At 58.5% G+C, this 23,348-nt stretch carries 25 protein-coding genes; 16 read left to right on the top strand and 9 right to left on the bottom strand.

Annotation, left to right across the window (positions count from 1 at the left end; genetic code table 11):
* Positions 1-33: 33 nt before the first annotated feature.
* Positions 34-1,335: a sensor histidine kinase gene (locus ASC74_RS13775; protein ID WP_056741865.1), complete on the bottom strand. Its 1,302-nt coding sequence runs from the start codon at positions 1,333-1,335 to the stop codon at positions 34-36.
* Positions 1,332-2,072: a response regulator gene (locus tag ASC74_RS13770; RefSeq protein ID WP_033060285.1), complete on the bottom strand. Its 741-nt coding sequence runs from the start codon at positions 2,070-2,072 to the stop codon at positions 1,332-1,334. The genes ASC74_RS13775 and ASC74_RS13770 overlap by 4 nt, the downstream gene beginning before the upstream one ends.
* Before the next feature lie 305 nt (positions 2,073-2,377).
* Here ASC74_RS13770 and ASC74_RS13765 point away from each other — a divergent pair, with 305 nt between their 5' ends.
* The 3 genes from ASC74_RS13765 to ASC74_RS13755 all read left to right on the top strand — a co-directional run bounded on the left by ASC74_RS13765 (position 2,378) and on the right by ASC74_RS13755 (position 4,281).
* Positions 2,378-2,641, top strand: coding sequence for a DUF2790 domain-containing protein (locus ASC74_RS13765; RefSeq protein WP_056741864.1), 264 nt, complete (start codon positions 2,378-2,380; stop codon positions 2,639-2,641).
* Positions 2,642-2,689: 48 nt separating this feature from the next.
* Positions 2,690-2,902: a hypothetical protein gene (locus tag ASC74_RS13760; RefSeq protein WP_056741863.1), complete on the top strand. Its 213-nt coding sequence runs from the start codon at positions 2,690-2,692 to the stop codon at positions 2,900-2,902.
* Positions 2,903-3,069: 167 nt separating this feature from the next.
* Positions 3,070-4,281, top strand: a complete 1,212-nt coding sequence (locus ASC74_RS13755) for a cytochrome c biogenesis protein DipZ (protein WP_056741862.1) — start codon at positions 3,070-3,072, stop codon at positions 4,279-4,281.
* 9 nt (positions 4,282-4,290) lie between these two features.
* Here the strand turns inward: ASC74_RS13755 and ASC74_RS13750 are convergent, their stop codons facing one another.
* Positions 4,291-5,283, bottom strand: coding sequence for an AraC family transcriptional regulator (locus ASC74_RS13750; RefSeq protein ID WP_056741861.1), 993 nt, complete (start codon positions 5,281-5,283; stop codon positions 4,291-4,293).
* 192 nt (positions 5,284-5,475) lie between these two features.
* On the opposite strand from ASC74_RS13750, the gene ASC74_RS13745 reads away from it, so the two are divergent.
* Both ASC74_RS13745 and ASC74_RS13740 read left to right on the top strand, forming a co-directional pair.
* A complete protein-coding gene (locus ASC74_RS13745; RefSeq protein WP_033060295.1) occupies positions 5,476-5,745 on the top strand; it encodes a DUF4242 domain-containing protein in 270 nt (89 codons plus the stop codon).
* A gap of 38 nt (positions 5,746-5,783) precedes the next feature.
* Positions 5,784-6,596 carry a class I SAM-dependent methyltransferase gene (locus tag ASC74_RS13740; protein ID WP_056741860.1) on the top strand — a complete coding sequence of 271 codons (813 nt, stop codon included), beginning with the start codon at positions 5,784-5,786 and terminating at the stop codon, positions 6,594-6,596.
* Between the two features lie 148 nt (positions 6,597-6,744).
* On the opposite strand, the gene ASC74_RS13735 is transcribed toward ASC74_RS13740, so the two are convergent.
* Positions 6,745-7,671 carry a universal stress protein gene (locus tag ASC74_RS13735; RefSeq protein ID WP_056741859.1) on the bottom strand — a complete coding sequence of 309 codons (927 nt, stop codon included), beginning with the start codon at positions 7,669-7,671 and terminating at the stop codon, positions 6,745-6,747.
* A gap of 426 nt (positions 7,672-8,097) precedes the next feature.
* Here ASC74_RS13735 and ASC74_RS32145 point away from each other — a divergent pair, with 426 nt between their 5' ends.
* On the top strand, positions 8,098-8,604 hold the full coding sequence (locus ASC74_RS32145) for a hypothetical protein (RefSeq protein WP_082555820.1): 507 nt from the start codon (positions 8,098-8,100) through the stop codon (positions 8,602-8,604).
* Between the two features lie 68 nt (positions 8,605-8,672).
* On the opposite strand, the gene ASC74_RS13725 is transcribed toward ASC74_RS32145, so the two are convergent.
* Both ASC74_RS13725 and ASC74_RS31850 read right to left on the bottom strand, forming a co-directional pair.
* A complete protein-coding gene (locus tag ASC74_RS13725) occupies positions 8,673-9,320 on the bottom strand; it encodes a helix-turn-helix domain-containing protein (protein ID WP_008156932.1) in 648 nt (215 codons plus the stop codon).
* Positions 9,317-9,478 carry a hypothetical protein gene (locus tag ASC74_RS31850; protein ID WP_008156931.1) on the bottom strand — a complete coding sequence of 54 codons (162 nt, stop codon included), beginning with the start codon at positions 9,476-9,478 and terminating at the stop codon, positions 9,317-9,319. The genes ASC74_RS13725 and ASC74_RS31850 overlap by 4 nt, the downstream gene beginning before the upstream one ends.
* Before the next feature lie 293 nt (positions 9,479-9,771).
* Between ASC74_RS31850 and ASC74_RS13720 the strand changes: the two genes are divergently transcribed.
* The 6 genes from ASC74_RS13720 to ASC74_RS13695 are packed head-to-tail and all read left to right on the top strand — an operon-like array spanning position 9,772 to position 15,802.
* The gene (locus ASC74_RS13720; RefSeq protein ID WP_056741858.1) at positions 9,772-10,863 is read left to right on the top strand and encodes an AMP-binding protein; all 1,092 of its coding nucleotides are present in this window, start codon (positions 9,772-9,774) and stop codon (positions 10,861-10,863) included.
* 9 nt (positions 10,864-10,872) lie between these two features.
* Positions 10,873-11,673 (top strand): ABC transporter ATP-binding protein, encoded by an 801-nt coding sequence (locus ASC74_RS13715; protein ID WP_056741857.1) that lies wholly within the window; start codon positions 10,873-10,875, stop codon positions 11,671-11,673.
* Between the two features lie 2 nt (positions 11,674-11,675).
* Positions 11,676-12,557, top strand: a complete 882-nt coding sequence (locus ASC74_RS13710) for a branched-chain amino acid ABC transporter permease (protein ID WP_056741856.1) — start codon at positions 11,676-11,678, stop codon at positions 12,555-12,557.
* A 22-nt stretch (positions 12,558-12,579) separates the two neighbouring features.
* Complete coding sequence (locus ASC74_RS13705; RefSeq protein ID WP_056741855.1) at positions 12,580-13,647, top strand: branched-chain amino acid ABC transporter permease; 1,068 nt, start codon at positions 12,580-12,582, stop codon at positions 13,645-13,647.
* 52 nt (positions 13,648-13,699) lie between these two features.
* A complete protein-coding gene (locus ASC74_RS13700; protein WP_056741854.1) occupies positions 13,700-15,031 on the top strand; it encodes an ABC transporter substrate-binding protein in 1,332 nt (443 codons plus the stop codon).
* Between the two features lie 6 nt (positions 15,032-15,037).
* The gene (locus tag ASC74_RS13695) at positions 15,038-15,802 is read left to right on the top strand and encodes an ABC transporter ATP-binding protein (protein ID WP_056741853.1); all 765 of its coding nucleotides are present in this window, start codon (positions 15,038-15,040) and stop codon (positions 15,800-15,802) included.
* Positions 15,803-15,816: 14 nt separating this feature from the next.
* Here ASC74_RS13695 and ASC74_RS13690 read toward each other — a convergent pair whose 3' ends face one another.
* Positions 15,817-16,257: a hypothetical protein gene (locus ASC74_RS13690; protein WP_056741936.1), complete on the bottom strand. Its 441-nt coding sequence runs from the start codon at positions 16,255-16,257 to the stop codon at positions 15,817-15,819.
* A 293-nt stretch (positions 16,258-16,550) separates the two neighbouring features.
* Here ASC74_RS13690 and ASC74_RS13685 point away from each other — a divergent pair, with 293 nt between their 5' ends.
* The 3 genes from ASC74_RS13685 (at position 16,551) to ASC74_RS13675 (ending at position 19,329) form a co-directional block, all read left to right on the top strand.
* The gene (locus ASC74_RS13685; RefSeq protein ID WP_056741852.1) at positions 16,551-16,766 is read left to right on the top strand and encodes a hypothetical protein; all 216 of its coding nucleotides are present in this window, start codon (positions 16,551-16,553) and stop codon (positions 16,764-16,766) included.
* 215 nt (positions 16,767-16,981) lie between these two features.
* On the top strand, positions 16,982-18,136 hold the full coding sequence (locus ASC74_RS13680) for a hypothetical protein (protein WP_056741851.1): 1,155 nt from the start codon (positions 16,982-16,984) through the stop codon (positions 18,134-18,136).
* 74 nt (positions 18,137-18,210) lie between these two features.
* Positions 18,211-19,329: a glycosyltransferase 61 family protein gene (locus ASC74_RS13675; RefSeq protein ID WP_056741850.1), complete on the top strand. Its 1,119-nt coding sequence runs from the start codon at positions 18,211-18,213 to the stop codon at positions 19,327-19,329.
* A 32-nt stretch (positions 19,330-19,361) separates the two neighbouring features.
* Here ASC74_RS13675 and ASC74_RS13670 read toward each other — a convergent pair whose 3' ends face one another.
* Entirely contained in the window at positions 19,362-20,579 is a 1,218-nt protein-coding gene (locus tag ASC74_RS13670; RefSeq protein ID WP_056741935.1) for a DUF3422 domain-containing protein, read from the bottom strand.
* 126 nt (positions 20,580-20,705) lie between these two features.
* A complete protein-coding gene (locus ASC74_RS13665) occupies positions 20,706-22,385 on the bottom strand; it encodes a thiamine pyrophosphate-binding protein (protein ID WP_056741849.1) in 1,680 nt (559 codons plus the stop codon).
* Between the two features lie 299 nt (positions 22,386-22,684).
* Between ASC74_RS13665 and ASC74_RS13660 the strand changes: the two genes are divergently transcribed.
* Positions 22,685-23,266, top strand: a complete 582-nt coding sequence (locus tag ASC74_RS13660; RefSeq protein WP_056741848.1) for a TetR/AcrR family transcriptional regulator — start codon at positions 22,685-22,687, stop codon at positions 23,264-23,266.
* The last annotated feature ends 82 nt before the right edge of the window (positions 23,267-23,348 follow it).

The following is a 23,348-nucleotide window of genomic DNA, read 5'->3' as shown; positions in this document are numbered from 1 at the left end:
TGCATTCCCACGCGGAGCGTGGGAACGATCATGTTACTGAGCCGGCAATCTGAGCTCCGCGCACAACCCACCTCCCTCGCGATTACTCAACGTCAACGATCCCCCGATCGCCAACGCCAACTGCTGCGCAATTGCCAACCCCAACCCGGTCCCGCCGGTACTGCGGTTACGCGAATTTTCCACGCGATAAAACGGTTCCATCACCTGAGCCAATTCTTCCTCGGCAATCCCCGGACCACGGTCCATCACCTTTACCGACAAACTGCCGTCAGCCTTCGCTTCCACCCACAATTCGGCGGCGCCAGCGAACTTCAGCGCGTTGTCCGTCAGGTTCACCAGCACCCGTCGCAAGGCGTGCGGCCGGGTGTCGATCACCGCGTCACTTTTACCGCCCAGCTGAACGTCTTTGCCCATGTCCTGATAGTCGAACACCAGGCTGTCGAGGAACGAATCCAGATGGGTGCGGCGACTTTCCTCGGTGGCGCCATGCACGCTGCGGGCATAGGCCACGCCTTCGCGCACCAGGTGTTCTATCTCGCCAAGGTCATTCCAGAGTTTGTCTTTCTCGGTGGAGTCGTCCATGAATTCGGCACGCAGTTTCATGCGGGTAATCGGGGTTTGCAGGTCGTGGGAAATCGCCGCCAGCAGTTGCATGCGCTCCTTGAGGTAAGCGGCGATGCGCGCCTGCATCGAATTGAAGGCCATGGCGGCATGCGCGACTTCGGTCGGGCCTTTTTCGTCCAGGTGCACCGCATGGGTGTTGGGGTCCAGGGTCTCTACTGCTTGGGCGAGGCGGGTGAGGGGGCGGATGGCGATTCTCACGGCCAGCCAGGTGCAGATGAGCATCAGTGCCAGTTGCCCGAGCAACACGATGGGTAACCACGGCGACAACGGCACCATCGAGGGGCGCACGTCGATGGTCACCGGGCTGCCGTCCGCCAGTTTCAGGTGGACCTGAAAATGTTTTTCCGGCCCGGGGATGTCGGTCATCGTCATCGGGTAATCCTTGCCGATGGCCTCTTTGATCGACGTCATCGCTATGGGCGAATCGCTCATGGGCAGGCCCGGCGAGCCTTCGTTCAACAAATAGCGGTAGTTACGTCGATCCAGTTGTTGCAGCCAACTCATGCGTTCTTCGGCCGGTAAGCGGTCGAGGATGGCGATGGAGGTCGAGACGTCGGTTTCCAGATTGCCCAGCATGGTGTTCTTGGTGCTTTCGTAGCGCTCGTAGTACTGCGCGCCGAAAGACAGCGCCTGCGCGAGAATCAAGCCGATCAGGAAGATCAGCGACAGCCGCGAGGCGAGGGTGCGGGGCCAGCGCATCGAGAGATTCATGAGGGCGCCCCGAGGACTTCCACCGGCAGCGAAAACACATAGCCTTCGCTGCGCACGGTTTTGATGTAGGCCGGTTCGCGGGCATCGTCCAGCAAGCGCTGGCGCAAGCGGCTGACCAGCAAGTCGATGGAGCGGTCGAACAAATCGGCATCGCGGCCTTGGGTCAGGTTGAGCAATTGATCGCGATTGAGCACCCGCTGCGGGTGATCGAGGAATACCCGCAGCAACCGATATTCCGCACCACTGAGCGCGACCATCGTGCCGTCTTCATCGAGCAAGTGCCGGGCCGAGGTGTCCAGGCGCCAGCGCCCGAAGGCCAGCAAGCGACCGCTTTCGGTGACCACCAGGTTGGGCGGCAGCATCCGCGTGCGGCGCAATACGGCGTTGATTCGGGCGAGCAGTTCACGGGCAGCGAACGGTTTGACCAGGTAATCGTCGGCGCCCATTTCCAGGCCGATGATGCGGTCGGTTTCATCGTTGCGCGCGGTGAGCATCAGCACCGGTGTGGCCTTGTGTTTGCCGGCGCGCAACTCACGGCACAGCATCAGGCCATCGTCGCCTGGCATCATGATGTCGAGCACGATCAGGTCCACCGGCGTGGATTCCAGGAACGTGCGCATTTGCCGTCCATCCGCCACGACGGTGGTGCGCAGACCGTTTTTCTTCAGGTAGTTGCCTACCAGTTCCCGGATCTCGCGGTCATCGTCCACGATGAGAATGTGATCGACGTGTTCCATTTGGCCAGGCCTCTGTAGATGGGGGATGTCGCGCAGTCTATCGAGCCTTGGCCCGCTCGCCCGCAGTCCTTTGTATTGCAGTGTATCTGGCCTGTCGGCGGATACACGTGGACGCAAAAACCCTCATTTTCAGGGCTTTTGTATCGCTCTGTATCCCGGCCCGGTTTTGATACGTACCGATTTACACGCGCCTGTTCCCGACACATATGGGATACCTCGCGAGCTTCTAATAGGTTCCATCGAGGCAAACCAAACCGCCTCGGCCCAATCAACGATTGCCCTATTGAAGCCTTGAGGAAACCGCCATGAACACCAAAGCCGTCTACGCCGCTTGCCTGTTTGCCGCCCTGAACATCTGCACCTTGTCGGCCCGCGCCGAAGCCGATGTCTCCGCTAAAACCTACACCTACGGCTCGCACCTGGACATCAAGAAAGTGGTGTCGCTGACACAGGACGCCTCGACTTCCTGTGGGGTTGTGGATGCCCAGCTGACTTACCTGGATTCCCATAACAAAACCCAGGTTCTGGACTATCGCAAATTGGCTGATGGCTGCAACTCAGACAACTGAGTCCGGCGCTGACCCATTGCCCATCCCAATTGAAACAGGAAGAACATCATGAACAACGTCACCCGCTTTTTGACTGCCATTGCCTTCTCCACGGCTGGCGCCGCTGTCCATGCCAACGCTGCTGTTGAACAGAAAAGCTGCGGCAGCGCGACTTGCTTCCAGCTGACGCCGGTGGGGGAGAAGGGCGGGAGCGCTTTTCTGGCAGAGGATGGTTCGGGCCGTACGCCGCAGGGGCAGCAACTGGAAAACCAGACGGCCTGAAGCCAGGCACTGTTTCTGTGAACACCACCGATCCAGTGTGGGAGCGGGCTTGCTCGCGAAAGCGGAGTGTCAGTCGACATGAATGTTGAATGTACTGACCTCTTCGCGAGCAAGCCCGCTCCCACAGGGGAGTGGTATGTCGCCCTCTACATTTTCAAGGTGATCCCATGTTTCTCATCGCTTTCCTGGGCGGCATATTGACCGTCCTCAGCCCTTGCATCCTCCCGGTCGTGCCGTTCCTGTTCGCCGGTGTTAAACGTACACGTTCCTCGATCCTGCTCACCCTCGGCGGCATGGTCCTGACCTTCGCTCTGATCTCCAGCCTGGCCGTGGTCAGCAGCGAGTGGGTGGTACAAGCCAACAATACCGGTCGCCACGTAGCGCTGATCGTGATGGTGCTGTTCGCCCTGTCGCTGATTTCCGCCCGTGTCGGTGACTGGCTAGCCCGTCCCTTCGTGGCGCTGGGCAACCGCGTCGATCCGGACACCCGCAAAATGTCCGGTCCGCTGGGCTCGGTCATGATCGGCGTTGCCACCGGTCTGCTCTGGGCTCCGTGCGCCGGACCGATCCTCGGGGTCATCCTCACCGGCGCCATGCTGCAAGGTGCAAACGCTCAAACCAGCCTGTTGCTGGTGGCGTACGGCCTGGGCAGCGCATTGTCCCTGGGCACCTTGATCTTCGCCGGTCGCGGCCTGGTCAATCGTTTGAAAGCGTCGATCCCGGTCACCGGTTGGCTGCGTCGTGGCGCGGGTGTTGCGGTGTTGGGGGCGGCGGCGGTGATTTCCACCGGTGCTGACAAAACACTGCTGGCCGGCACCTCGTCCGAAGGCGTGACGACGGTTGAGCAACGCGTGCTGGAAACCGTACCGAAAGTCGTCGATTACTTCGTCAGCAAGGTCAAGGCAGACTCGTCCATGGACAACGCCAAAGGCGCCATGCCGTCGCTGTCCGGTGCGGTTGAATGGCTCAACTCGCCGGCGCTGAGCAACGATTCGCTGAAAGGCAAAGTGGTGCTGGTGGACTTCTGGACCTTCGACTGCATCAACTGCCAGCACACCTTGCCCTACGTGAAGGACTGGGCGAAGAAATACGAGAAGGATGGTCTGGTGGTGATCGGCGTTCACACCCCTGAATACGGTTTCGAACGCATCATCGACAACGTCAAGGATCAGGTGAAAAAGCTCGGCATCATCTACCCGGTGGCCATCGACAACAACTACGCGATCTGGCGCAATTTCGACAACCAGTACTGGCCGGCTCACTACCTGATCGACGCCAAGGGCCAGGTGCGTTACACCCACTTTGGTGAAGGCAGTTACGAGACTCAGGAGAAAGTGATTCAGCAGTTGCTGGAAGAGGCTAAAGCACCCGCTGCGTAAGGCTTCAAATCAATGGCTCACAGGCTGCGCGCCGTGGGCCATTGGTTTTTTCTCCTGACTGCGCCGCCACGCCGCCGGTGGCGCTCCATACTCTCGACGAAACGCCCGACTGAACGCCGTGTCAGTCTGGTAGCCCACCTCTTCGGCAATCCGCATCAATGAACTGTTACTGCTGCGTAACAGGTTGGCCGCCAGCAACATCCGCCATTGCGTCAGGTACTGCATCGGCGAACTCCCCACCAGTTGCTGAAAGCGCTCCGCCAACACCGATCTTGAAGTGCCGGCCGTGCGCGCCAGTTCATCCAGCGTCCAGGCGTGACACGGTTTTTTGTGCAACGCGTTGAGGGCGGCGCCGACAATCCGGTCGCTCACACCCGCCAGCCAACCGGTGCGACCTTCGCCCTGTTCGTGCATGTACAGACGCAGCACCTCGATGAACAACACCTCGGCCAGTTTCGCCAGTACACCCTCGCCGCCGGGGCGGGGTGAACGCGCTTCAGCCAGTGCATAACGGACCGACGATTCCAGCCAGATACCGGCATTCGAACCGCGCACATTGACCCGGACCACCGCTGGCAACCCGGCCAGCAACATACCGGCCAGACGGGTATCACACGCCAGATAGCCGCACACCAACCGTGTTACCGCGCCACCACCGCCATAGCTCAGTTGCCGTGGGCGGCGTGCCAGCACCACGTCCAGCCGCGCACCGGTGGCGGGCGCGAGCCCAGGTTGTGAGCTCATGCGGTGGGCGTCTCCCTGAGGGAAAACCACCACATCGCCGGCCGTCAGCAGGAGCGGGGGATCATCACCCAGTTCGACATAACACTCGCCTTCGGTGATCAAGTGGAAGATCACCACGCGTTCGGCGCCGGGCTCCAGAAACGGTGCTGCCGTGTCGGCGCTCGGCGATTGATAGCACCAGGGTGCAGTGAACCTGGCATTGATGAAAATCGCGCCGACCAAGCGGACGACGCGCAGCGTCTGGGACAGGGCGTCCATGGGGTTTTTCCGTGTGGGCGGCTGCTTTGGGGGGTGAGCTTGATTGTGAGCCTGTCGCCGCAAACCGTGAAATCTCCGGACGATCGGACAGGGTTGGCCGACGATCGGGCAGGACGCCAGCGTTGCCCGGCGCGATAGTTGGCACACAGGGTCTGCCGACCCTGTCATCAATAACAAAAATGAGAGGTTGCCATGCCTAAGTTCGTTATAGAACGCGAGATTCCGGGTGCTGGAACACTGTCAGAAAGGGATTTGAAAGCCGCTTCGCAAAAGTCCTGCAGGACGTTGCGCGACTTGCCTGAGGTGCAGTGGCAGCAGAGTTATGTCACCGGTGACAAGCTCTACTGCGTGTACATCGCGCCCAACGAAGAGTTGATCAAGGAACACGCCAGGCAGAGCGGTTTTCCGGCCAACCGCATTTCCCAGGTCACGGCCATCATCGATCCGACCACGGCCGAGTAAGCCGGGCCTGCATTCCAACCCGCAACGGAGCGGAATTCATGAGTACACCCATTGATCTTACTGCCTTGAAAAACCGTCAGATGGCCTCTTGGGCCAGTGGCGACTATGCCGTGATCGGCACCACTTTGCAGATTGTCGGCGAGCAACTCGCCGAAGCCTGCGACCTGCTTTGCGATGAACGCGTGCTCGACGTGGCCGCCGGCAACGGTAACGCGACGCTCGCTGCCGCGCGCCGTGGTTGCCTCGTCACGTCTACCGACTACGTGGCCGCGCTGCTGGAACGCGGCGAAGACCGGGCCAGGGCAGAACGCCTGGAAGTGACGTTTCAAGTGGCCGACGCTGAAGCCTTGCCCTTCGAGGATGCCAGCTTCGATGCCGTGCTTTCGACCTTCGGTGTGATGTTTACGCCGGACCAACCCAAGGCCGCCGCGGAACTGGCGCGGGTCTGTCGCCCCGGAGGGCGGATCGGCCTGGCCAACTGGACGCCCGAAGGGTTTGTCGGCCAAATGTTCAAGACCCTCGGCCACCACCTGCCGCCACCGCCGGGCGCTCAACCGCCTTCGCAGTGGGGCACCGAAGCCTGGCTGCACACGCAGTTCGACGAACGTGACTTTCTGCTCCAGGTGACGCGCAAGACCTTCAACTTCCGTTACCGCTCGGCCGCGCATTTCATCGATACGTTCCGCACCTGGTATGGCCCGGTCCACAAGGCCTTCGCAGCGCTGCCTCCTGAAGGCGCCCAAGCGCTGGAAAGCGACCTGACCGAACTGATCAACCGCATGAACAGAGCGGGAGAGAAATCGCTGGTGGTGCCGAGTGAATACCTTGAGGTAGTGATTACGCGGCGTTGAACTGAACGGGCTAAATGACAATGCAAAACCCCTGTGGGAGCGGGCTTGCTCGCGAAGGCGGAGTGTCAGTCGACAATGATGTTGCCTGACACTCCGCCTTCGCGAGCAAGCCCGCTCCCACAGGGGGTTGTGGTGTCTGGTAGGGTAATTATTCATCCAGCCGCTCGGTGTACACCACCCAAACGCTGCACGGCATTTTGTACAGCAGATGCTCCACCGTACTGCCGATCAGCCGGCCCATGCCGCGATGGCCGATCCGGCCCATGACAATCACGTCAACGTCATAGGCATCGACATAGCGGGTGAGGACCTTGGCCGGGTTGCCCATGATCATGTGCCGCTGCTCCGGCGCGATGCCGTTACGCTCGGCCAGGTCGTTGAAGGCATCCTCCTGGTAATCGAACACGGTCTTGGCCTTGCCCGACGAGAAGAATGCCGACCCGTTGTCGAAGCCGAATTCGTCGGCGCTGATGGATGAAAGGTCATAGGCGTAGACCACATCGAGCTCGGCATTGCAGGCGCTCGCCAGTTTCGCCGCCTCGTGAAGGATCCGGTCGTTGAAGGTTTTGTAATGGTCATCGCGATGAAAAGGGTCGACCGCCGCGACGATCTTTCGCGGCAAGGCGTGCACGGCGTGGCTGACGAAATGCAGCGGCACCGGGCATTCGCGCAGCAAATGCACATCGAGCGGGGTAAACATCAACCGCGACAGCAGCGATTCGTGTTCCAGTGCCTTGATCAGCACATCCATCGGCTGCTCTTTGAGGTGAATCAGGATCTCCTCCAATGGGCGTTCGACCCAGGCCACTTCGGTGGTGACGTGCACACCGATTTTGCGCAAGGGGCGGGCCTGTTCCTCAAGCCATTGGCGGTGGCGCTCGACGTAGCCCACGCGCATCTGTTCCAGGGCCTTTTCGTTGACCAGACTGGCGGTCGCCAAGCCTTCCAGATAATCGAAGGCGACGATGTGCAGCGCGGCGTCTTCGGCCTTGGCCAGTGCAGCGGCCCTGTCGAAAGCGGGGCTGTGTTCCATCAGCGGTGATGCAACCAGCATGAAGCGGGATTGACCAGACATGACGAACCTCCCGTGGAATAGCCGCCCGACGTGCGGCTCGTGCGACGTACATCCAGTCTCTAAGTATTGACCATGATCAACCTCCCGTCCGTAAACCGGGTGCTGGCTGAGGTTCGTACGGGTGCCTGATAAGCGCCTGAATTGAAAAAACCGGATCCTGTTTAGATCGATTATTTCTTTCGGTTATTTATATAGCTGTTGTTCGCATATCCATGACCCGCAAAGCCGCGTCATGGCTGTGCATGTATTCGCGATGACAGCGGCTTGTTCGTTGTAGCAGCCATTGTTGCCCTGAAGGCCACACTAGGGCGGTTCCAGCATCTATTTTTGCTGTTCGATCATCATCTTGCCGCCTCTGCGTCAGTCCTTAGAATTCGCTCCATCAGCTTCGTCCACCTATTCAATCCTTCAGGGAGCAACACCAAGATGAATGCCATGCCGATGCAAATGCCGATGAACACCACCATGCCAATGATGCCGATGATGGGCATGCCGATGATGATGGCGACCATGACCTGCGAAATGATGGACGACGGCATGATGTGCAAGATGATGCCGGCGGCGGGCATGGACATGGCCATGTTCAAGAACAGCGCTGAAATGATGCAGATGATGATGAACTGCGGCATGCCGATGATGATGCATTGCGGCAACATGAGCATGATGTGCATGTCCCAGGCGAGCATGGCCATGCCGATGATGAGCACCATGATGCCAATGCCGATGATGGGCATGCCGATGCCATCGATGAAGTGCGTGATGGAATGCACGCTGATGGCCGACTGCATGATGTGCAAAATCATGCCGATGGCCGGCATGAACATGGACATGATGAAAAACTGCTGCACCCTGATGATGAAAATGATGAACGACTGCAGCATGCCGATGATGATGAGCTGCAATGGCATGCCGCTGATGTGCTGCACCTGCTGATCCTCAGCAACAGACATTAAAAAAGCCCGGCAGGGGTTAAACCTGCCGGGCTTTTTGTCGCCTGCTTTTCAGTCCAGGCGTTCCGGGTACGTCACCACCAGATAGGCCACTGCCTCGCTGTCGGCCGGGTTGCGGTAGCGATGGGGCTGGTCGGCATAGAACAGGATCGAGTCGCCGGTGGAGAGCAAGTAGCGTTCGTCGTTGACACTGATTTCCAGCACGCCCTGCGACACCACCAGGTTTTCCTGTACGCCGGGGCCATGGCCCTCGGAGACGTCTTCACCTAGCGGGCTCAGGCGCAGTTCGTAAAACTCCGATTGGCGCGCTACGTCGAACGGGAACAGCGCGCGGCTGACAAAAGCGCCGCTGGCACTGACCAGGCGTTTGCTCTGGCTGGCCGACAGCACCGCCACGCCTTCGAAGGCCCGATGCTCAAGAAACGCGGCCACCGACACCTTCAAGCCCTTGGCGATTTTGCACAGCACTTTGATCGACGGCACGCTGCGCCCGGATTCGATCTGCGCCAGCATGGCCCGGCTTACGCCGCACTGTCGGGCGAGGGCGTCGAGGGACAGATGACGCTTGCCGCGCAGACGTTGCAGGTTCTGTGCGACGCGTTCGCAGATCGGGTCTTCTTCCAGTGGTTCCAGGTTATTCAAATCCAGCACGGGTTCGTCGGCGCTCGCCAGAAAGCGCGAGGGTTGCTGCGCGTTCATGCGTGACGCGTCTCGGTGGCTTTAGCGGCTTGCACCCACTGAAAGGCCTGCAAACCTGCATTGCGTGCATACATTTCCCACATGGCCCGTGCCCGTTGCTGAGCCTGTTTGCGTTTGCGGTAGCTGGCGAAGTCGATGAGGTTGTCAGTCGGATTCATGGGGCACTTCACTGTGGTGATGAATGACGGGATGAGCTGAGAGTACGCGGATATTTTTATAACGATAAATACTGATTTTGTATTTATTAATGCTTTTTGGTTCTTATTAAGGCAGCGCATCCACTCAAGTGGGCGCAAGTGTTGGTGAGGCAACAGAGATTAGGCAGGCTGTGCTCAAGCGATACAGGGGGCTGGATCGGTAGCATCGTTTAACCCGTTGATAAATAAGTATTTAGTGGCTGGCACGGAGGCTGCAATGGCTGTTTGCAGACAGCACTCCGAAGGAAGGCCACATGATCCAGACACTGCCCCAGGCCTTATTGCTACAAGCCGAAACTCGAGGTTCGGCGATCGCCCTGCGCTACAAACGCCTGGGCATCTGGCACGTCCGCAGCTGGAGCGAACTGGCACAGGATGTCAGGCGTCTCGCCGCTGCTTTACATCAATGCGGGTTCAGTCGCGGTGATGACTTGCTGATCATCAGCCAGGCACGGTCCGAAGCGTTGTTGCTGGCATTGGCCGCGCAATGGCTGGGTGGCAGCGTCACGCTGCTGGACCCTGATCTCGACAATCGACCGCTGTTGGCCCGACTGAAACCGGCCTTTGTGTTGGCCGAAGCCTTGGACGCCGTGCAACAGGTACGCAGTACCGAAAGATCGCCACGGGTGTTGCTGTACCTGGACGGGCGTGGTCTGAACACTGCCGAAGATCGCGAATTGAACGCTTATGCCGAGTTGTCCGTTGGCGTAACGGCTGATGCACCCGCACCCGTCAGTGACTCGACGGCCACGGCGTTTGTTTTTCATCCTGCCGGCCTTGGTCAGCCCCAGCGTTTGAGTCATGGGCAGTTGCTGGACGGTGCCCGCAAATTGGTGGCGCGAGAATCGCTGAGCGCCCGCGAAGAAGCGCTGGCGGCCCGGGTGTTCGCCGCCAGCGGCCAGGCGCGTTACTTGCTGGCGCCGTGGCTGAGCGCCGGCTTCTGCCTGAACTTCCCTGAGGCCCTGGCCACACGCGACACCGATCGCCGCGAGCTCGGGCCAACGCTTGTGCTGGGTACCCGCGAATCCTATGCCCGCCTTGAATTCTGGGCCCGGGAACGCCTGCCGTTGCCGGGCTCGCTCAGTCATCGTGTGTACCGCTGGGCGATGGTGCAGGAGGTGAACAGTGTTCGCCGCTGGCTAGGTGAGTGGCTGATCCGCCGGCCCTTGCTCGACGTGTTGGGCATGAGCCGCCTGCGGGTGCCGTTGTTGGTCGGGCCAGCGCTGAGCCAAGAGAGCGCCGAGTTCTTTGGTGCCCTGGGCATTCGCCCAGGCAACTGGCAGGAGCCATCCACCCCTCGGGCATTGGTCGATGCGCCAGCCCACCTGATTTCTCAATCCGTCTGACGAGCCCCCATGAGCGCAACCACTGAATCCGTATTACTGCGGCTCGATGACATCTCCCTGTCGTTCAAGGGCGTCAAGGCCATTACGTCCATCAGCTTCGCCGTGAAGGCCGGGGAAATCTGCGCGCTGATCGGCCCCAACGGCGCGGGTAAAAGTTCGCTGCTGAATGTGATCAATGGCGTCTACCAGGCCCAGAGCGGCAGCGTCAGTTATGCCGGGCAGACGCGTCGGCGCATGCGCCCGCACCAGGCTGCCGAGCGCGGCATTGCGCGGACCTTTCAAAACATCGCGCTGTTCAAGGGCATGAGCGTGCTCGACAACGTGCTGACCGGGCGCAACCTCAAACGACGCAGCAGTTGGGTCGAGCAGATGCTGCGCCTGGGCCGTGCCCCTCGTGAGGACGACGAGCAGCGTCGTCACGCCGAAAATGTCATCGCCTTCCTGCGCATCCATCCCTGGCGCCATGTGCTGGTGGGCAAGTTGCCTTATGGATTGCAGAAGCGTGTCGAGCTGGCCCGAGCCCTGGCCGCTGAACCGAAGTTATTACTGCTGGATGAGCCGATGGCCGGTATGAACGCGGAAGAGAAGGGGGAGATGAGCCAGTTCATCCGTGACATCAACCGTGAGTTCGGCACCACCGTTGTGCTGATCGAGCACGACATCGGTGTGGTCATGGGGCTGTGTGATCACGTGGTCGTGCTCGATTACGGTCGAAAAATTGGCGATGGCACCCCTGAGCAAGTGCGCGCCAACCCCGAGGTGATCGCGGCCTATCTGGGCACGCGGCGAACCCGCACGGAGCGCCACTGAGCATGGAATTTTTCTTTGAAGTGCTGATTGGCGGGTTGCTGGCCGGTGTCATGTATTCCTTGGTGGCCATCGGTTTTGTGCTGATCTACAAGGCCTCCGGCGTGTTCAATTTCGCCCAGGGGGCGATGGTGCTGTTCGCCGCGCTGACTTTTGTCAGCCTGCTCGAACGCGGCTTTCCATTTGTCTGGGCCTTTATCGCCACCCTGGCGAGCATGGTGGTGCTGGCGTTGCTGGTCGAGAAAATGGTGCTTCGGCCCTTGGTCAATCGCCCGCCCATCATCCTGTTCATGGCAACCCTCGGGCTGTCTTACATGATCGAAGGCCTTGCGCAGTTTCTGTGGGGCGCTCAGGTCCACGGCCTTGAATTGGGCATTGCCGATGAGCCACTGGAAATCCGCGGCATGTTGCTTTCGCAATTCGACCTGTTCGCCGCAGGCACTGCTGCCACCCTGGTGATTGCCTTGTCGCTGTTGTTCAACAAGACCCGGGTCGGTTTGTCCTTGCGAGCGGTGGCCGATGATCCGCTGGCGTCACTGGCGGTAGGCATTCGACTGCCACGAATCTGGGCGCTGGTGTGGGCGGTGGCGGGTTTCGTCGGCCTGGTCGCGGGGCTGCTCTGGGGCGCTCGTCTTGGGGTTCAGTTTTCCCTGTCGCTGGTGGTGCTCAAGGCGTTGCCGGTGCTGATCATCGGCGGTTTCTCTTCTATCGGTGGCGCCATTGCCGGCGGGCTGATCATCGGTGCTGCGGAAAAACTCGCCGAGATTTACCTCGGCCCGATCATCGGCAGCGGGATCGAAAACTGGGTGCCTTACGTCCTTGCGTTGCTGTTTCTGTTGGTGCGGCCTGCCGGGTTGTTCGGCGAGCGGGCGATCGAGCGGGTCTGATTTTCTTTCAAGGAATACTTCCATGCTTTATCGAGAAGCCGGTCAACTGAGCACCACCTACGCGGCGGAGTGGCGCACGTTTCGCTTGCGCCAGGACCGCGTGGGTCTGTGGCTGCTATTGGGCTTTGCGTTCATCGCGGTGCCTTTGCTCGGCAATGACTATTGGTTCAGCGCGATTCTGGTGCCGCTGCTGGTGCTGTCCCTGGCGGGGCTGGGTCTGAACCTGCTGACCGGCTACGCCGGGCAATTGTCCTTGGGCTCGGCGGCGTTCATGGCAGTGGGGGCTTTTGCGGCCTACAACCTGCAATTGCGAGTTCCCGGCTTGCCCTTGCTGGTGAGTTTTGCCCTGGGCGGAGTGATCGCCGCGCTGGTGGCCGTGCTCTTCGGTTTGCCGAGTCTGCGGATCAAGGGTTTTTACCTGTTGGTGGCGACCCTGGCTGCGCAGTTTGTCGTCGAGTGGGTGCTGACCCGGTTCAGCTGGTTTACCAACGACAACGCGTCCGGGGTCATCACCTCGCCACCGCTGTTGATCGCCGGGCTGGATTTCAGTTCGCCCCGAGGCCGTTACCTGTTGACCCTGGCCGTGGTGGTGGCGCTGTTCTGGCTGGGCAAGAACCTGGTGCGCAGCGAGTTGGGGCGCAACTGGATGGCGGTGCGCGACATGGACACGGCCGCGGCGGTGATCGGCATTCGTCTGTTCAAAGCCAAGCTGCTGGCGTTTGCCATCAGCGGCTTCTACCTCGGCGTCGCCGGTTCTCTTTGGGCGTTTGCCTACCTGGGCACAGTGGAGCCCCATGGCTTTGATCTCAGCCGCTCATTCCAGGTGTTGTTCATCATCATTATCGGCGGCCTGGGCAGTGTGCTCGGCAACTTTCTGGGCGCTGCGTTCCTCGTGCTGTTCCCGATTCTATTGGCCAATGTCTTCGGGCTGTTGCCCTCGGGGCTGATCGATTCCGGGCAGTTGGAAAACATCCAGAAAATGCTTTTCGGCGCGCTGATCATCGCCTTCCTGATCAAGGAACCCGAAGGCCTGGCGCGGCTCTGGCAGCGCTTTCGTCAACGGGCGCGGGTCTGGCCGTTGCGTTACTGACTCCTTTTATCCCTGACAAAACACCATCGATCTCCCACGAGGAACTGCCCTTATGACTCACCGTAAACCGCTGCGCCGCCTGGCGTTGGGCCTGGCTTTACTGACTGCCGGGCTCAGTGCCGGCGTTCAGGCTGCCAACGAGCAGTACTTTCCTTTGCAGAGCTATCGGGTCGGCCCGTACGCCGCCGGTGGCACTGGCTTCTTCGGCGGGTTTATCGATTACCTGCAATACGTCAACGCCAAGGGCGGGGTCAACGGGGTCAGGCTGACCTGGAGCGAATGCGAAACCGAGTACGTGGTGGAGAAGGGCGTCGAATGCTACGAGCGTCTCAAAGGTGGCCTCAACGGTGCGCCAGCGGCTGCGACCAACCCGCTGTCGGTGGGAATTGCCTACGCGACACTGGATCGTTCGACGGCCGACAAACTGCCGCTGATCACCATCAATCATGGTCGCACCGATTCCACCGATGGCAGCGTCTTCCCTTACGTGTTTCCGTTGCAGCTCAACCCGTATTCTGAAGTCTCGGCGATCATCAATTACATCGGCCAGCGCGAAGGCGGGGCCGACAAACTCAAAGGCAAGAAAATCGCCGTGCTCTACCACGGCTCGCCGTATGGCAAGGAAACCAACGGCGTACTGGAAACCCTGGCGAAAAACGCTGGTTTCGAGCTGACCCTTCTGGAAGTGCCGCACCCCGGCAACGAGCAACAATCGCAGTGGCTGAATATCCGTCGCCTCAAGCCTGACTGGGTGATCCTGCGCGGCTGGGGGGTGATGAATCCGGTGGCGCTGAAGTCGGCGCAAAAGGTCGGTTACCCGGCGGATCACATCATCGGCAATATCTGGAGCAACTCGGAAGAAGACGTGGTCCCGGCCGGTGCTGCCGCCAAAGGATTCATCTCGATCACCACCCACCCTTCGGGCACCGATTTCCCGGTGCTGCAAGGCATCAAGCAAAACGTGGTGGACGCCGGCAAAGGCAATCTGGCCGATCCGAAACGTTTCGGCACCGTGTACTACAACCTCGGCGTGGTGAACGGCATTCTCAACGTCGAAGCCCTGCGACTGGCTCAGGAAAAATACGGCAACAAGCCACTGACCGGTGAGCAAGTGCGCTGGGGCTTCGAGCACCTGAACCTCGATGATGCGCGTTTGCAGGCCTTGGGCGCCAAAGGATTGGTGCAGCCATTGAAGCTGTCGTGTGCCGACCATGAAGGCGGCGGCGCCGTGCGCTTTCAGCAATGGGACGGCCAACGCTGGAACCTGATCAGTGACTGGGTCCAGGCTGATCGTGCCTTGTTGCGGCCGATCATCGAAGCCTCCTCAGCCCAATATGCCAAGGAAAAGGGCATCACCCCGCGCAACTGCAGCCAGGAGCAATAAGGTCCGATGAGCCAGAGCCTACAAGCCGACCCACCATTGCTGAGCGTGGAGCAGGTCGAAGTTTTCTACGAACAGTCGATTCTCGCCTTGCGCGGCGTCACGCTGCAGGTCGGCAAGGGGCAAATGGTGGCCCTGCTCGGGGCCAATGGGGCAGGCAAGAGCACGACGCTCAAGGCGATTTCCAGCCTGGTGCGGGCCGAACGCGGTGAAGTGGTCAAGGGCCGAGTTGTCTATCAAGGGCAAGTGATCACCGATGCCGACCCCGCCAGCCTGGTGCTGGCAGGGCTCGCCCAGGTGCTTGAAGGGCGGCATTGCTTCACCCACCTGAGCGTCGAACAGAACCTGCTGATCGGCGGATTTGTCGGGCGGCCGTCACGCAAGGTGCTGAATCAGCGTCTGGAGCGCATCTACGGTTACTTCCCCAGGTTGCGCCTGCTGCGCAAGCGCCTGACCGGCTACACCTCCGGTGGCGAGCAGCAGATGGTCGCCATCGGCCGGGCACTGATGTCCGAGCCGCGCCTGTTGTTGCTGGATGAACCGTCCATGGGCCTGGCGCCGCAGGTGGTCGAGGAGATTTTCGAGATCCTCGCCCGGCTCAACCGCGATGAGGGTTTGAGCCTGCTGGTGGCCGAGCAAAACATCAACATCGCCCTGGATTACGCTCAGTACGCTTTTGTGCTGGAGAACGGGCGGGTGGTGGATGAAGGTTCGGCGGCCGAGTTGGCTGCGCGCGAGGATATCCAGAACTACTACTTGGGGGTCGTGGGGTAGGGCACTGTTGAGCACTAACTGCACATGACGCTGACGGCCTTCGCGGCGCGTCGCAGTTCTTGTTTAACGTCGACCGGTATCCGCTGTTTCACGAGTCGTTGCTCGAGGAATGTCTGATCGCCTTGGGTATCAACCTGAGCGTCAATAGCCGCATCCTCTGCTTCGATGGTGGCAGCGTGAGCCTCTATGACCGAGTCGACTTCTGCGTCGTTCTTGGCGGCGTCGAGCGCACCAATGAGTGTCGCCACTTCGTCTTCTTCAGCCTTGCCATAGGCTTCTACAGACAGTCCTGCAGCCAATGCCCGCGCCCGGATTTCCACGCCTTTCAGCGTCTGCTTGGCCTGTCCGCACAGCATTTCGTGTTTTTGGCTTTCGACGATTTTCCATTGGAAAAATCCATACGTCATCGTGCCGATAATTGCTGCGGTGATACCACCGATCAGGATCCGTTTCATGGCTACAGTCGTGAGTATGGGGGTTGAGAGTTCGGTGGACATCGCTTCGTTCTCTATCAGGAAATGAAAGCGTAGCACCGGAACCGGCCTGGCCCCGTCCAACGTCAGTGCTAATTACAGTAGTGAAGGAACGGCGTGTCTTCAAGATTATAGTCTCACGGCACTCGGCGATCAGCTTGGGCAATGAAACGTACCGGCGGTCAGACTGCCTGAATTTTCCCTCCTGGCGGTACTCCACCGTCCGAGGAGCAGCCGCTCCTTAATAGCGGTGTAATCCGCCGGGGGAACACGTAATGCCATCGGTCGAAGATTTCAGAATCCAGTCCCACGCTTTCCTGATCGAGTTGGACGCCGCAACGATGGGCATGATGACGCTGGTCTCTTCCAAATGTGTTTCAGGACCAGAATGGGAAGAGGCGACCAAACGGCATCACGATGCTTACGAAATCTGGAATGCCTTCCTTAATGTTTCTGCTTCAAGCACTAACGTCGTGTCCGGGATTAGTTGACCACTACAGGAAGAAAAATTGGCGTCATGAAATAGACGACTGGCGCCACCCCATGCCGCTTGCAAAGTCTCTACCTTGATCTTTACTAGTCACTGAACGTGGGAGCGTTCCTCATCAAATATGTCTTTTATATCAAGGTTTAAGCTCGCCTCTTGAAGTTCCGCCTTGATCTTTTTCTGATCTACCCAAAATAAAGCTCAACGGATGACGAAGAAATGAAAGAGAACGTGGCGGCAGTTGTCAGGAAACTTATATCTCCTTCAATGCGATATGAGATAAGGAACGCTTTAAACTGGTTGCGAAACTTCCTTCGCCGTGCGTGTTTCTGGCGCTGGGAGATTGCCAGGTTCAGAGTGCAGAACAAAAGTCCTTACGAAATCCTCTATATCGGAAGGAAAAAGAAGCGGGAGATGGCCAAGCTTCTCATAAGGGGAAAGGCTCAAGGTGATTCCCCCATGGTCGACAGCGAACCAGAACCTGGCGCGTTGAATCATGTGGTAGTGGTCAGTGAAATGCCGACCTCGGGGGCCTTGTCTGTACCCTTGTATCTGAGTGCCGTCGTACCGCTGGGGCGATCCATCGAGGAGATCACCACAAAATACGATAGCGAATTGCGTCGAAATATACGCAAGAACCGACCGCGCTACCGAATGGTCCAGACGCTGTTGGATGAAGACATTGAAAAGGCAGACAAGGAAATGCTTCGACCTTATGCCACGGCAAGGCAAGGCATCCACGCTGCGCAACTTGCCACGCAGGAGGTTTCCAGGATTGCCAAGACTGTCGGCCGGCTCGACCTGATCATGCTGGAGGACGAGGTTGTTGCATGTCACCTTGGCTGCGTAATAACCCGGGGCGGAAAACGCTACTGGAGCACGCTACGTTTCGGATATACCGAGGCGATTTTTTCAGACGCCAAAAAACTGCGTGAAGTGAACTCGATTACTACCTTCATGGCACTTGAATGGGCGATAGACAATGGCTTCGATTATTACGACATCGGTCTTTGCCTGGCACGACCAGACGACGGACTTCTGAAATGGAAAAGAAGGCGCGGCGGTGATATTGATTCCCTGGGAAACCACGCTTATATGTTTGTCCGGCTGCCCAAGACTGGGGCAGCCAAATTCCTTTGGGACACGCCGTTATTCGCTGTCGAAGGAAAGGAGTTGACCCTTCACCTTGGCTTGCCGGACGGGCTAAGTGATGAGGAGGTCGCCAGTCGTTATCATGAAATGGTATTTGGCGGGCTGCACAAAATTTATCTTTATTGCGCCAAGAGCTCGGGCGAACAGTTTCTCGACACCTTGCGTAGTCGCTACGCCAGTTTGCAGACCCCACCCATTATGAAAAGGATTGCATCCAGCTGAGCAGTTTCCACGACTGAAATAAACAGAGCGCTTCGCGTCTGGTTTTTGACCCTGTCCCGCAGGGAGGACTCTTCATGGAAAGCGATGTCTCGCCAATAAGCACTTCGACCACTGGCAATCGGAAAAAATGGACCCTTGCCGCCTACCGGTATATGGCAAGAAAAAGACTCGCACGAAAGGCGGAGATCAGTTTAAAAAAACTGGCGGTGAAAAGCTGGGATGTTGCTCCGGGTGGGATATCGCATTCTCCACCGGCTTTCTTCCTGCCCAATCAAATGGACCGTGTGACAGGATGGGAGGCGAAACGCTTTTATCCTTTCGAGCATCCCGCTCGCACAATGGAAGGGCTGGGCGACGTAGTACAAGGCCCGACACGTGGCTACTTGATCAAGGATGTCTGGCTGATCGATGGCGCGCTCTACAAGGACAATGCAAGTTTCTGGCTGTCTCTCAAGCCTGGTGTGTTTCCGCGAATTGTCGTGGAAAACGAGATCGATCGCGCGGCCGCTTACTGCACGCAAAATGGAAATACATGGTTTGGGACATGGTTGATGGAAGACTGTCCGACCTATTCATTGGCCTGCGATGAAGGCGTCCCGATAACCACTGCGCCATCTGCCAGGTTTCCCTTATTTACCCAGGCCCCCGCTTACGAGGACTGGTTTGGCATGAAACCGGTTCGCTTGAACGGTGCGTTCTTTCGTGAGCTCGTGCTATTCGACGATGTGAGCAACAATCAAAGCAGGCATTTACGTTTCCGTGCCATGGGTGAAAAGCTACTGTCGCACGTGAGCTATGACGCTCACCCTGGCGTGTTCATTCTCCGGGGTGGCGATGGTGACTTGCGCTTTTTGCGCAATGAAATGGAGCTCGCTGAACATCTGCGCAAGACCAGGGGTTTTCGCATAATCAATCCTTTGAAAACCGATGTCCCTACCATAGTGGCGACGTGTGCCGGGGCGCGGACCGTGGTAGGGGTCGAAGGGAGCCAGCTTGTACATGGTGTCAATGTACTGCCGCAGGGTGGTTCGTTGCTGGTACTGCAGCCACCGAACCGTTTCGTCAGCTACTTCAAGTACCTGACGGATCGCGACAACCAGAATTTTGGCTTTGTGGTCGGAACGCCGGAGGGCGATGGCTTCAACATCGACATTCAAGAGGTTGAGCGCACACTGGACCTGTTCCCATCCTGATGAATGATGGTGCCTCCCTGCGATTCACCGTATCAGTGCTCTTTGACTTTCTTGATGCGGAAAATAATCAGCGCAAGTATCGCGATCGCGAGGGGCGTCATCGCCAGCATCGCCTCTCGCGGGGCCACCTCGACGCCGAGCAGGTGCAACCCTGAGTAGCCAAGCTTGAGCAGGTTCAGCAGGTAGTAAGTAATGGCGATAATCGACAGACCTTCGACGGCGCGCTGGATTTTGATCTGGGCGTCGGCGCGGGCGTTCAGGCTTTTGAGAATTTCCGAGTTCTGTTCTTCCATTTCCACCTGAACCCGGGCCTGCAACAGGTCGCCCAGGTTGGCCACGCTTTTGGCCAGGTGCTCCAGGCGTTGTTCGGTGGCGGTGCAGTACCTGACGGTGGGTTTGAAGCGGCGCTCGATGAACACCCCGAGGCGCTGGCAATCGCCGACGTGACTTTCCCGCAATTCGCCCAGGCGCTCGTACACGAGTTGGGCATAGGCTTGGGTGGCACTGAAGCGGTGGCGGGTTTTCGCGGTACTGCTGACCACTTGGGCTGACAGGTTGGAGATGTCCGCCAGCAGGGCTTTCGCGTTGCCGCTGTCAGCGTCGGCGTTACGCTCTGAGAGGGTGACCAAGGTCTTGTCAAAGACATCGAGTTGCGCGCTCAAGGTCTTGGCTGTGGTCAACGACAGCGAGGCCATCATGCGGTAGGTCTCGATTTCCAGCAGGCGGCGGATCATCCGCCCTTGGCGGTAGGCATTGAGGCGCCGGTTGATGAACAGGATGTGGTTATTGCCGTCCTCGCTGAGACGAAAATCGCTCCAGACCACCGCATCGCCACCGCCCACGCAGGAACCGCACGGGTCCTTGAAGCCGTAGCCGGCGAGGTCCAGGTCGGCTTCGCCACGCACAACGATCTGCACCGAGTTGATCAGCTGCGGCAAATGCGCTTCGACCTTCTGCGCCAGCACCTCGGGCAGCGATGTCCAGGACAGGTCATCGCTGGATGAAGTGACCACCAGGGTCAGGGTGAAGAACTCGGCGTGGCGCTCCCATTTCAGGGCGTGGCCATCGAGTTGGGTGATGCCTTGGGCGGCATGAGGATCGATCGGGATAGGGCAGCAGCGCTCCAGCAGCGCATTGCACTCCGGTTCCCCGCCAAGGAAGGCCAGATGAAACACATGGGCCGGCTCGTCGAAATACAGTGACGGACGCGCGTGTAGTTCGTTGTGCAGGGTTTGTCTTTGCGGATGCATGCTGTTCAGGCCATTGATCGACTGCTGTTGTAGGTGGGACAGGTCGATGAACTGATGAGTCACAAGCTCAAAAAAAGGCGCCTTCTACAGCGTGAATCAGGCGCCCAAAATGGAAAAAATTACCGCTCACTTCTTGCTTGATTGCTCTCTGATCTGAGTCAGGCTGAGTCGAGGGGTCAATGCTTCAGGGTCGACTCTGACCTCAATCAAGGATGGCCGGGACAGTTCAAGGCAGCGTTCAAACGCTGGCGCAAACTCCGACGTGGTTGTTACCACCTCGCCATGCAGTCCATAGGCTTGGGCAAGTGCGGCGAAATCCGGGTTGAGCAATTCAGTGCCTGACACGCGTCCAGGGTAATTGCGTTCCTGGTGCATTCTGATGGTTCCGTACATCCCGTTGTTGATCACAACGAAAATCACATGGGCGCCATATTGCGCTGCAGTCGCTATCTCCTGCCCGTTCATCAAGAAGCAGCCATCCCCGGAAAACGAAACCACCACTCTGTCCGGGCACGTCAGTTTGGCGGCCACAGCAGCAGGAACGCCGTAGCCCATGGAGCCATTGGTAGGGCCTAGCTGGGTGCGGTATTGGCGGAACTGATAGAAGCGTTGAAGCCAAACGGCATAATTTCCGGCGCCATTGGTCAGGATCGCGTCGTCTGGAAGTCTGCGATTCAACCACTCAATGATTTCGGCCATCTGGACGTCGCCTGGGGAGGGCGAGTGTTGCAGATTTTCGCGGTAGTTTTTGTTGAGGGTGCGCGTCCATTCACTCTTTATCTGGCTGGTCACCGCCGGAAGTTTTGCGGCTGATTTGGCAAAGGTCGACATGCTGCTGTTTATCGCTAACGCAGGCTGGTAAACCCGCCCCAGTTCCTCGATGCCTTGATGAATATGGATCAGGGTTTGCTTCGGTACCGGGATGTCCAAGGCCGCATATCCGCCCGTTGAAACCTCACCCATTCTGGAGCCCACGACCAACAGCAGGTCGGCGTTTTTTACCGCGGAGGACAGCTGCGCTGACGCGGCGAAACCAAGATCACCGACATAGTTCGGGTGTCGATTGTCGAACAGGTCCTGGCAGCGAAAGGAGGCGGCAACCGGGATATTTTGCTGTTCAGCAAAAAGGCGAATGTCGTGTACTGACTCGGTATCCCAACCGCTGCCACCCAGCACCATCAATGGCCGCTCCGATCGCTCAAGCAGTGGCTGCATGGCGGCCATTTGCTCGGCTGCCGGGGTCATCAATACGCGTTTGAACGGCCCTGCATCACTGACTTCCGCCATTTCGGTCAGCATGTCTTCCGGCAGTGCGACCACTACAGGCCCAGGCCTGCCATTGACCGCTCGGTGGAACGCCTGGCTGATCAGTTCGGGAATTCTGCGGGTGTCGTCTATTTGCACGACCCATTTCGCCAAGGGGCCAAACATCTGGCGAAAATCAACTTCCTGAAAGGCTTCGCGATACTGCTGATCGCGAGCGACCTGGCCAATGAACAGAATCATCGGCGATGAATCCTGGAACGCAGTGTGAACGCCAACCGAGGCGTTCGTTGCACCCGGGCCTCGGGTCACGAAGCAGATGCCTGGCTCTCCAGTGAGCTTGCCGTAGGCTTCTGCCATATAGGCCGCCCCACCTTCCTGACGGCACACCACCAGATCGATTTCTTCTGGCACGTCATGCAATGCGTCGAGAACCGCGAGGTAGCTTTCTCCCGGAACACAAAAAGCTCTTTTGACGCCATGGATGCGTAAGGCATCCACCAATATCTGACCTCCGCTACGACGAGAAATGGTTTTATTCATTGTTATCTCCTGAGTCGAATGGTGCGGTGTAAAAGGGTGAATCGCTCTCTTTCTGACAGGTACTGACTCGATCAATTGGAAGAACAACGGCTAACGTCTGCACCACGAATTCTGAGCATCATCGAGTAGGGGTACAAACGATGATTGCTCAGCACTTCATTCCCTCAGCTATTGAAGTCGGACTTCAAGTCGCCAGATTTTCCCGGTGAGACGGAGTAGGTGGGTGCCTCATACCATCCTTGACTGGCGAAAAGGAAGTCCGTACCTTTCTGGAATGATCATTCCAGAGAAGTAATCCGATGCGTCCCAAGGAATTTGAGCACGACGAAATTGTCGACGCTGCCATGCAGGTTTTTTGGCAACTCGGCTATTGCGCCACGTCGATACAGCATCTGGTTGACGGTACCGGATTGTCTCGAAGCAGCCTCTACAACGCCTTTGAGAACAAGCATGGATTGTACGAGCATGCACTGCGCCGATATCACGATCTGACTGTCACGAACGTAGCGCTGCTCGAGGAGTCTGGCTCGGTCAAAGGACTGATCCAGCAATTGCTGATGAGGATCGTGAATGATGAACTCAGCGATACCGGGCAACGTGGCTGCCTTGCTGCCAATGCCACACTGGAACTGGCCGGCCAGGACGAGTCCGTTGCCGAGTTGGTCTCGCGTAACTTCCTGCGTCTGGAGAAAGCGTTGGAGCGCGCGCTCATCCGTGGCCAGGCAGAAGGAGAAATCGCCATGCATAAGAACCCTCGCGCGCTCGCACGTTTTATCGTGAATACGATCCAGGGCCTGCGGGTATTGAGTAAAGGCAGCGCTCACCAGAATCGTCGGCAACGCTTGTTGGATGTGGTCGATGTCGCGCTAGATTCGTTATAGCGCGCAAGCGATTGTTCCGGCGTCGCGAGCGCGATACCTGGCATCGGCCAGGTTTTTTTTGTCCAGTACTGGAACGATCATT

It is taken from the genome of Pseudomonas sp. Root329 (genome assembly GCF_001424925.1).
In the GTDB taxonomy this organism is placed as follows: Bacteria; Pseudomonadota; Gammaproteobacteria; order Pseudomonadales; family Pseudomonadaceae; genus Aquipseudomonas; species Aquipseudomonas arabinosi.
The sequence above is the reverse complement of the archived record's forward strand: the minus strand, read 5'-3'. Positions and strand labels throughout refer to the sequence as shown.

Excerpts from the sequence above, each read along its gene's own strand:
- ASC74_RS13775 (WP_056741865.1), bottom strand. The coding sequence starts at position 1,335 with ATGAATCTCTCGATGCGCTGGCCCCGCACCCTCGCCTCGCGGCTGTCG.
- ASC74_RS13770 (WP_033060285.1), bottom strand. The coding sequence starts at position 2,072 with ATGGAACACGTCGATCACATTCTCATCGTGGACGATGACCGCGAGATC.
- ASC74_RS13765 (WP_056741864.1), top strand. The coding sequence starts at position 2,378 with ATGAACACCAAAGCCGTCTACGCCGCTTGCCTGTTTGCCGCCCTGAAC.
- ASC74_RS13760 (WP_056741863.1), top strand. The coding sequence starts at position 2,690 with ATGAACAACGTCACCCGCTTTTTGACTGCCATTGCCTTCTCCACGGCT.
- ASC74_RS13755 (WP_056741862.1), top strand. The coding sequence starts at position 3,070 with ATGTTTCTCATCGCTTTCCTGGGCGGCATATTGACCGTCCTCAGCCCT.
- ASC74_RS13750 (WP_056741861.1), bottom strand. The coding sequence starts at position 5,283 with ATGGACGCCCTGTCCCAGACGCTGCGCGTCGTCCGCTTGGTCGGCGCG.
- ASC74_RS13745 (WP_033060295.1), top strand. The coding sequence starts at position 5,476 with ATGCCTAAGTTCGTTATAGAACGCGAGATTCCGGGTGCTGGAACACTG.
- ASC74_RS13740 (WP_056741860.1), top strand. The coding sequence starts at position 5,784 with ATGAGTACACCCATTGATCTTACTGCCTTGAAAAACCGTCAGATGGCC.
- ASC74_RS13735 (WP_056741859.1), bottom strand. The coding sequence starts at position 7,671 with ATGTCTGGTCAATCCCGCTTCATGCTGGTTGCATCACCGCTGATGGAA.
- ASC74_RS32145 (WP_082555820.1), top strand. The coding sequence starts at position 8,098 with ATGAATGCCATGCCGATGCAAATGCCGATGAACACCACCATGCCAATG.
- ASC74_RS13725 (WP_008156932.1), bottom strand. The coding sequence starts at position 9,320 with ATGAACGCGCAGCAACCCTCGCGCTTTCTGGCGAGCGCCGACGAACCC.
- ASC74_RS31850 (WP_008156931.1), bottom strand. The coding sequence starts at position 9,478 with ATGAATCCGACTGACAACCTCATCGACTTCGCCAGCTACCGCAAACGC.
- ASC74_RS13720 (WP_056741858.1), top strand. The coding sequence starts at position 9,772 with ATGATCCAGACACTGCCCCAGGCCTTATTGCTACAAGCCGAAACTCGA.
- ASC74_RS13715 (WP_056741857.1), top strand. The coding sequence starts at position 10,873 with ATGAGCGCAACCACTGAATCCGTATTACTGCGGCTCGATGACATCTCC.
- ASC74_RS13710 (WP_056741856.1), top strand. The coding sequence starts at position 11,676 with ATGGAATTTTTCTTTGAAGTGCTGATTGGCGGGTTGCTGGCCGGTGTC.
- ASC74_RS13705 (WP_056741855.1), top strand. The coding sequence starts at position 12,580 with ATGCTTTATCGAGAAGCCGGTCAACTGAGCACCACCTACGCGGCGGAG.
- ASC74_RS13700 (WP_056741854.1), top strand. The coding sequence starts at position 13,700 with ATGACTCACCGTAAACCGCTGCGCCGCCTGGCGTTGGGCCTGGCTTTA.
- ASC74_RS13695 (WP_056741853.1), top strand. The coding sequence starts at position 15,038 with ATGAGCCAGAGCCTACAAGCCGACCCACCATTGCTGAGCGTGGAGCAG.
- ASC74_RS13690 (WP_056741936.1), bottom strand. The coding sequence starts at position 16,257 with ATGAAACGGATCCTGATCGGTGGTATCACCGCAGCAATTATCGGCACG.
- ASC74_RS13685 (WP_056741852.1), top strand. The coding sequence starts at position 16,551 with ATGCCATCGGTCGAAGATTTCAGAATCCAGTCCCACGCTTTCCTGATC.
- ASC74_RS13680 (WP_056741851.1), top strand. The coding sequence starts at position 16,982 with ATGAAAGAGAACGTGGCGGCAGTTGTCAGGAAACTTATATCTCCTTCA.
- ASC74_RS13675 (WP_056741850.1), top strand. The coding sequence starts at position 18,211 with ATGGAAAGCGATGTCTCGCCAATAAGCACTTCGACCACTGGCAATCGG.
- ASC74_RS13670 (WP_056741935.1), bottom strand. The coding sequence starts at position 20,579 with ATGCATCCGCAAAGACAAACCCTGCACAACGAACTACACGCGCGTCCG.
- ASC74_RS13665 (WP_056741849.1), bottom strand. The coding sequence starts at position 22,385 with ATGAATAAAACCATTTCTCGTCGTAGCGGAGGTCAGATATTGGTGGAT.
- ASC74_RS13660 (WP_056741848.1), top strand. The coding sequence starts at position 22,685 with ATGCGTCCCAAGGAATTTGAGCACGACGAAATTGTCGACGCTGCCATG.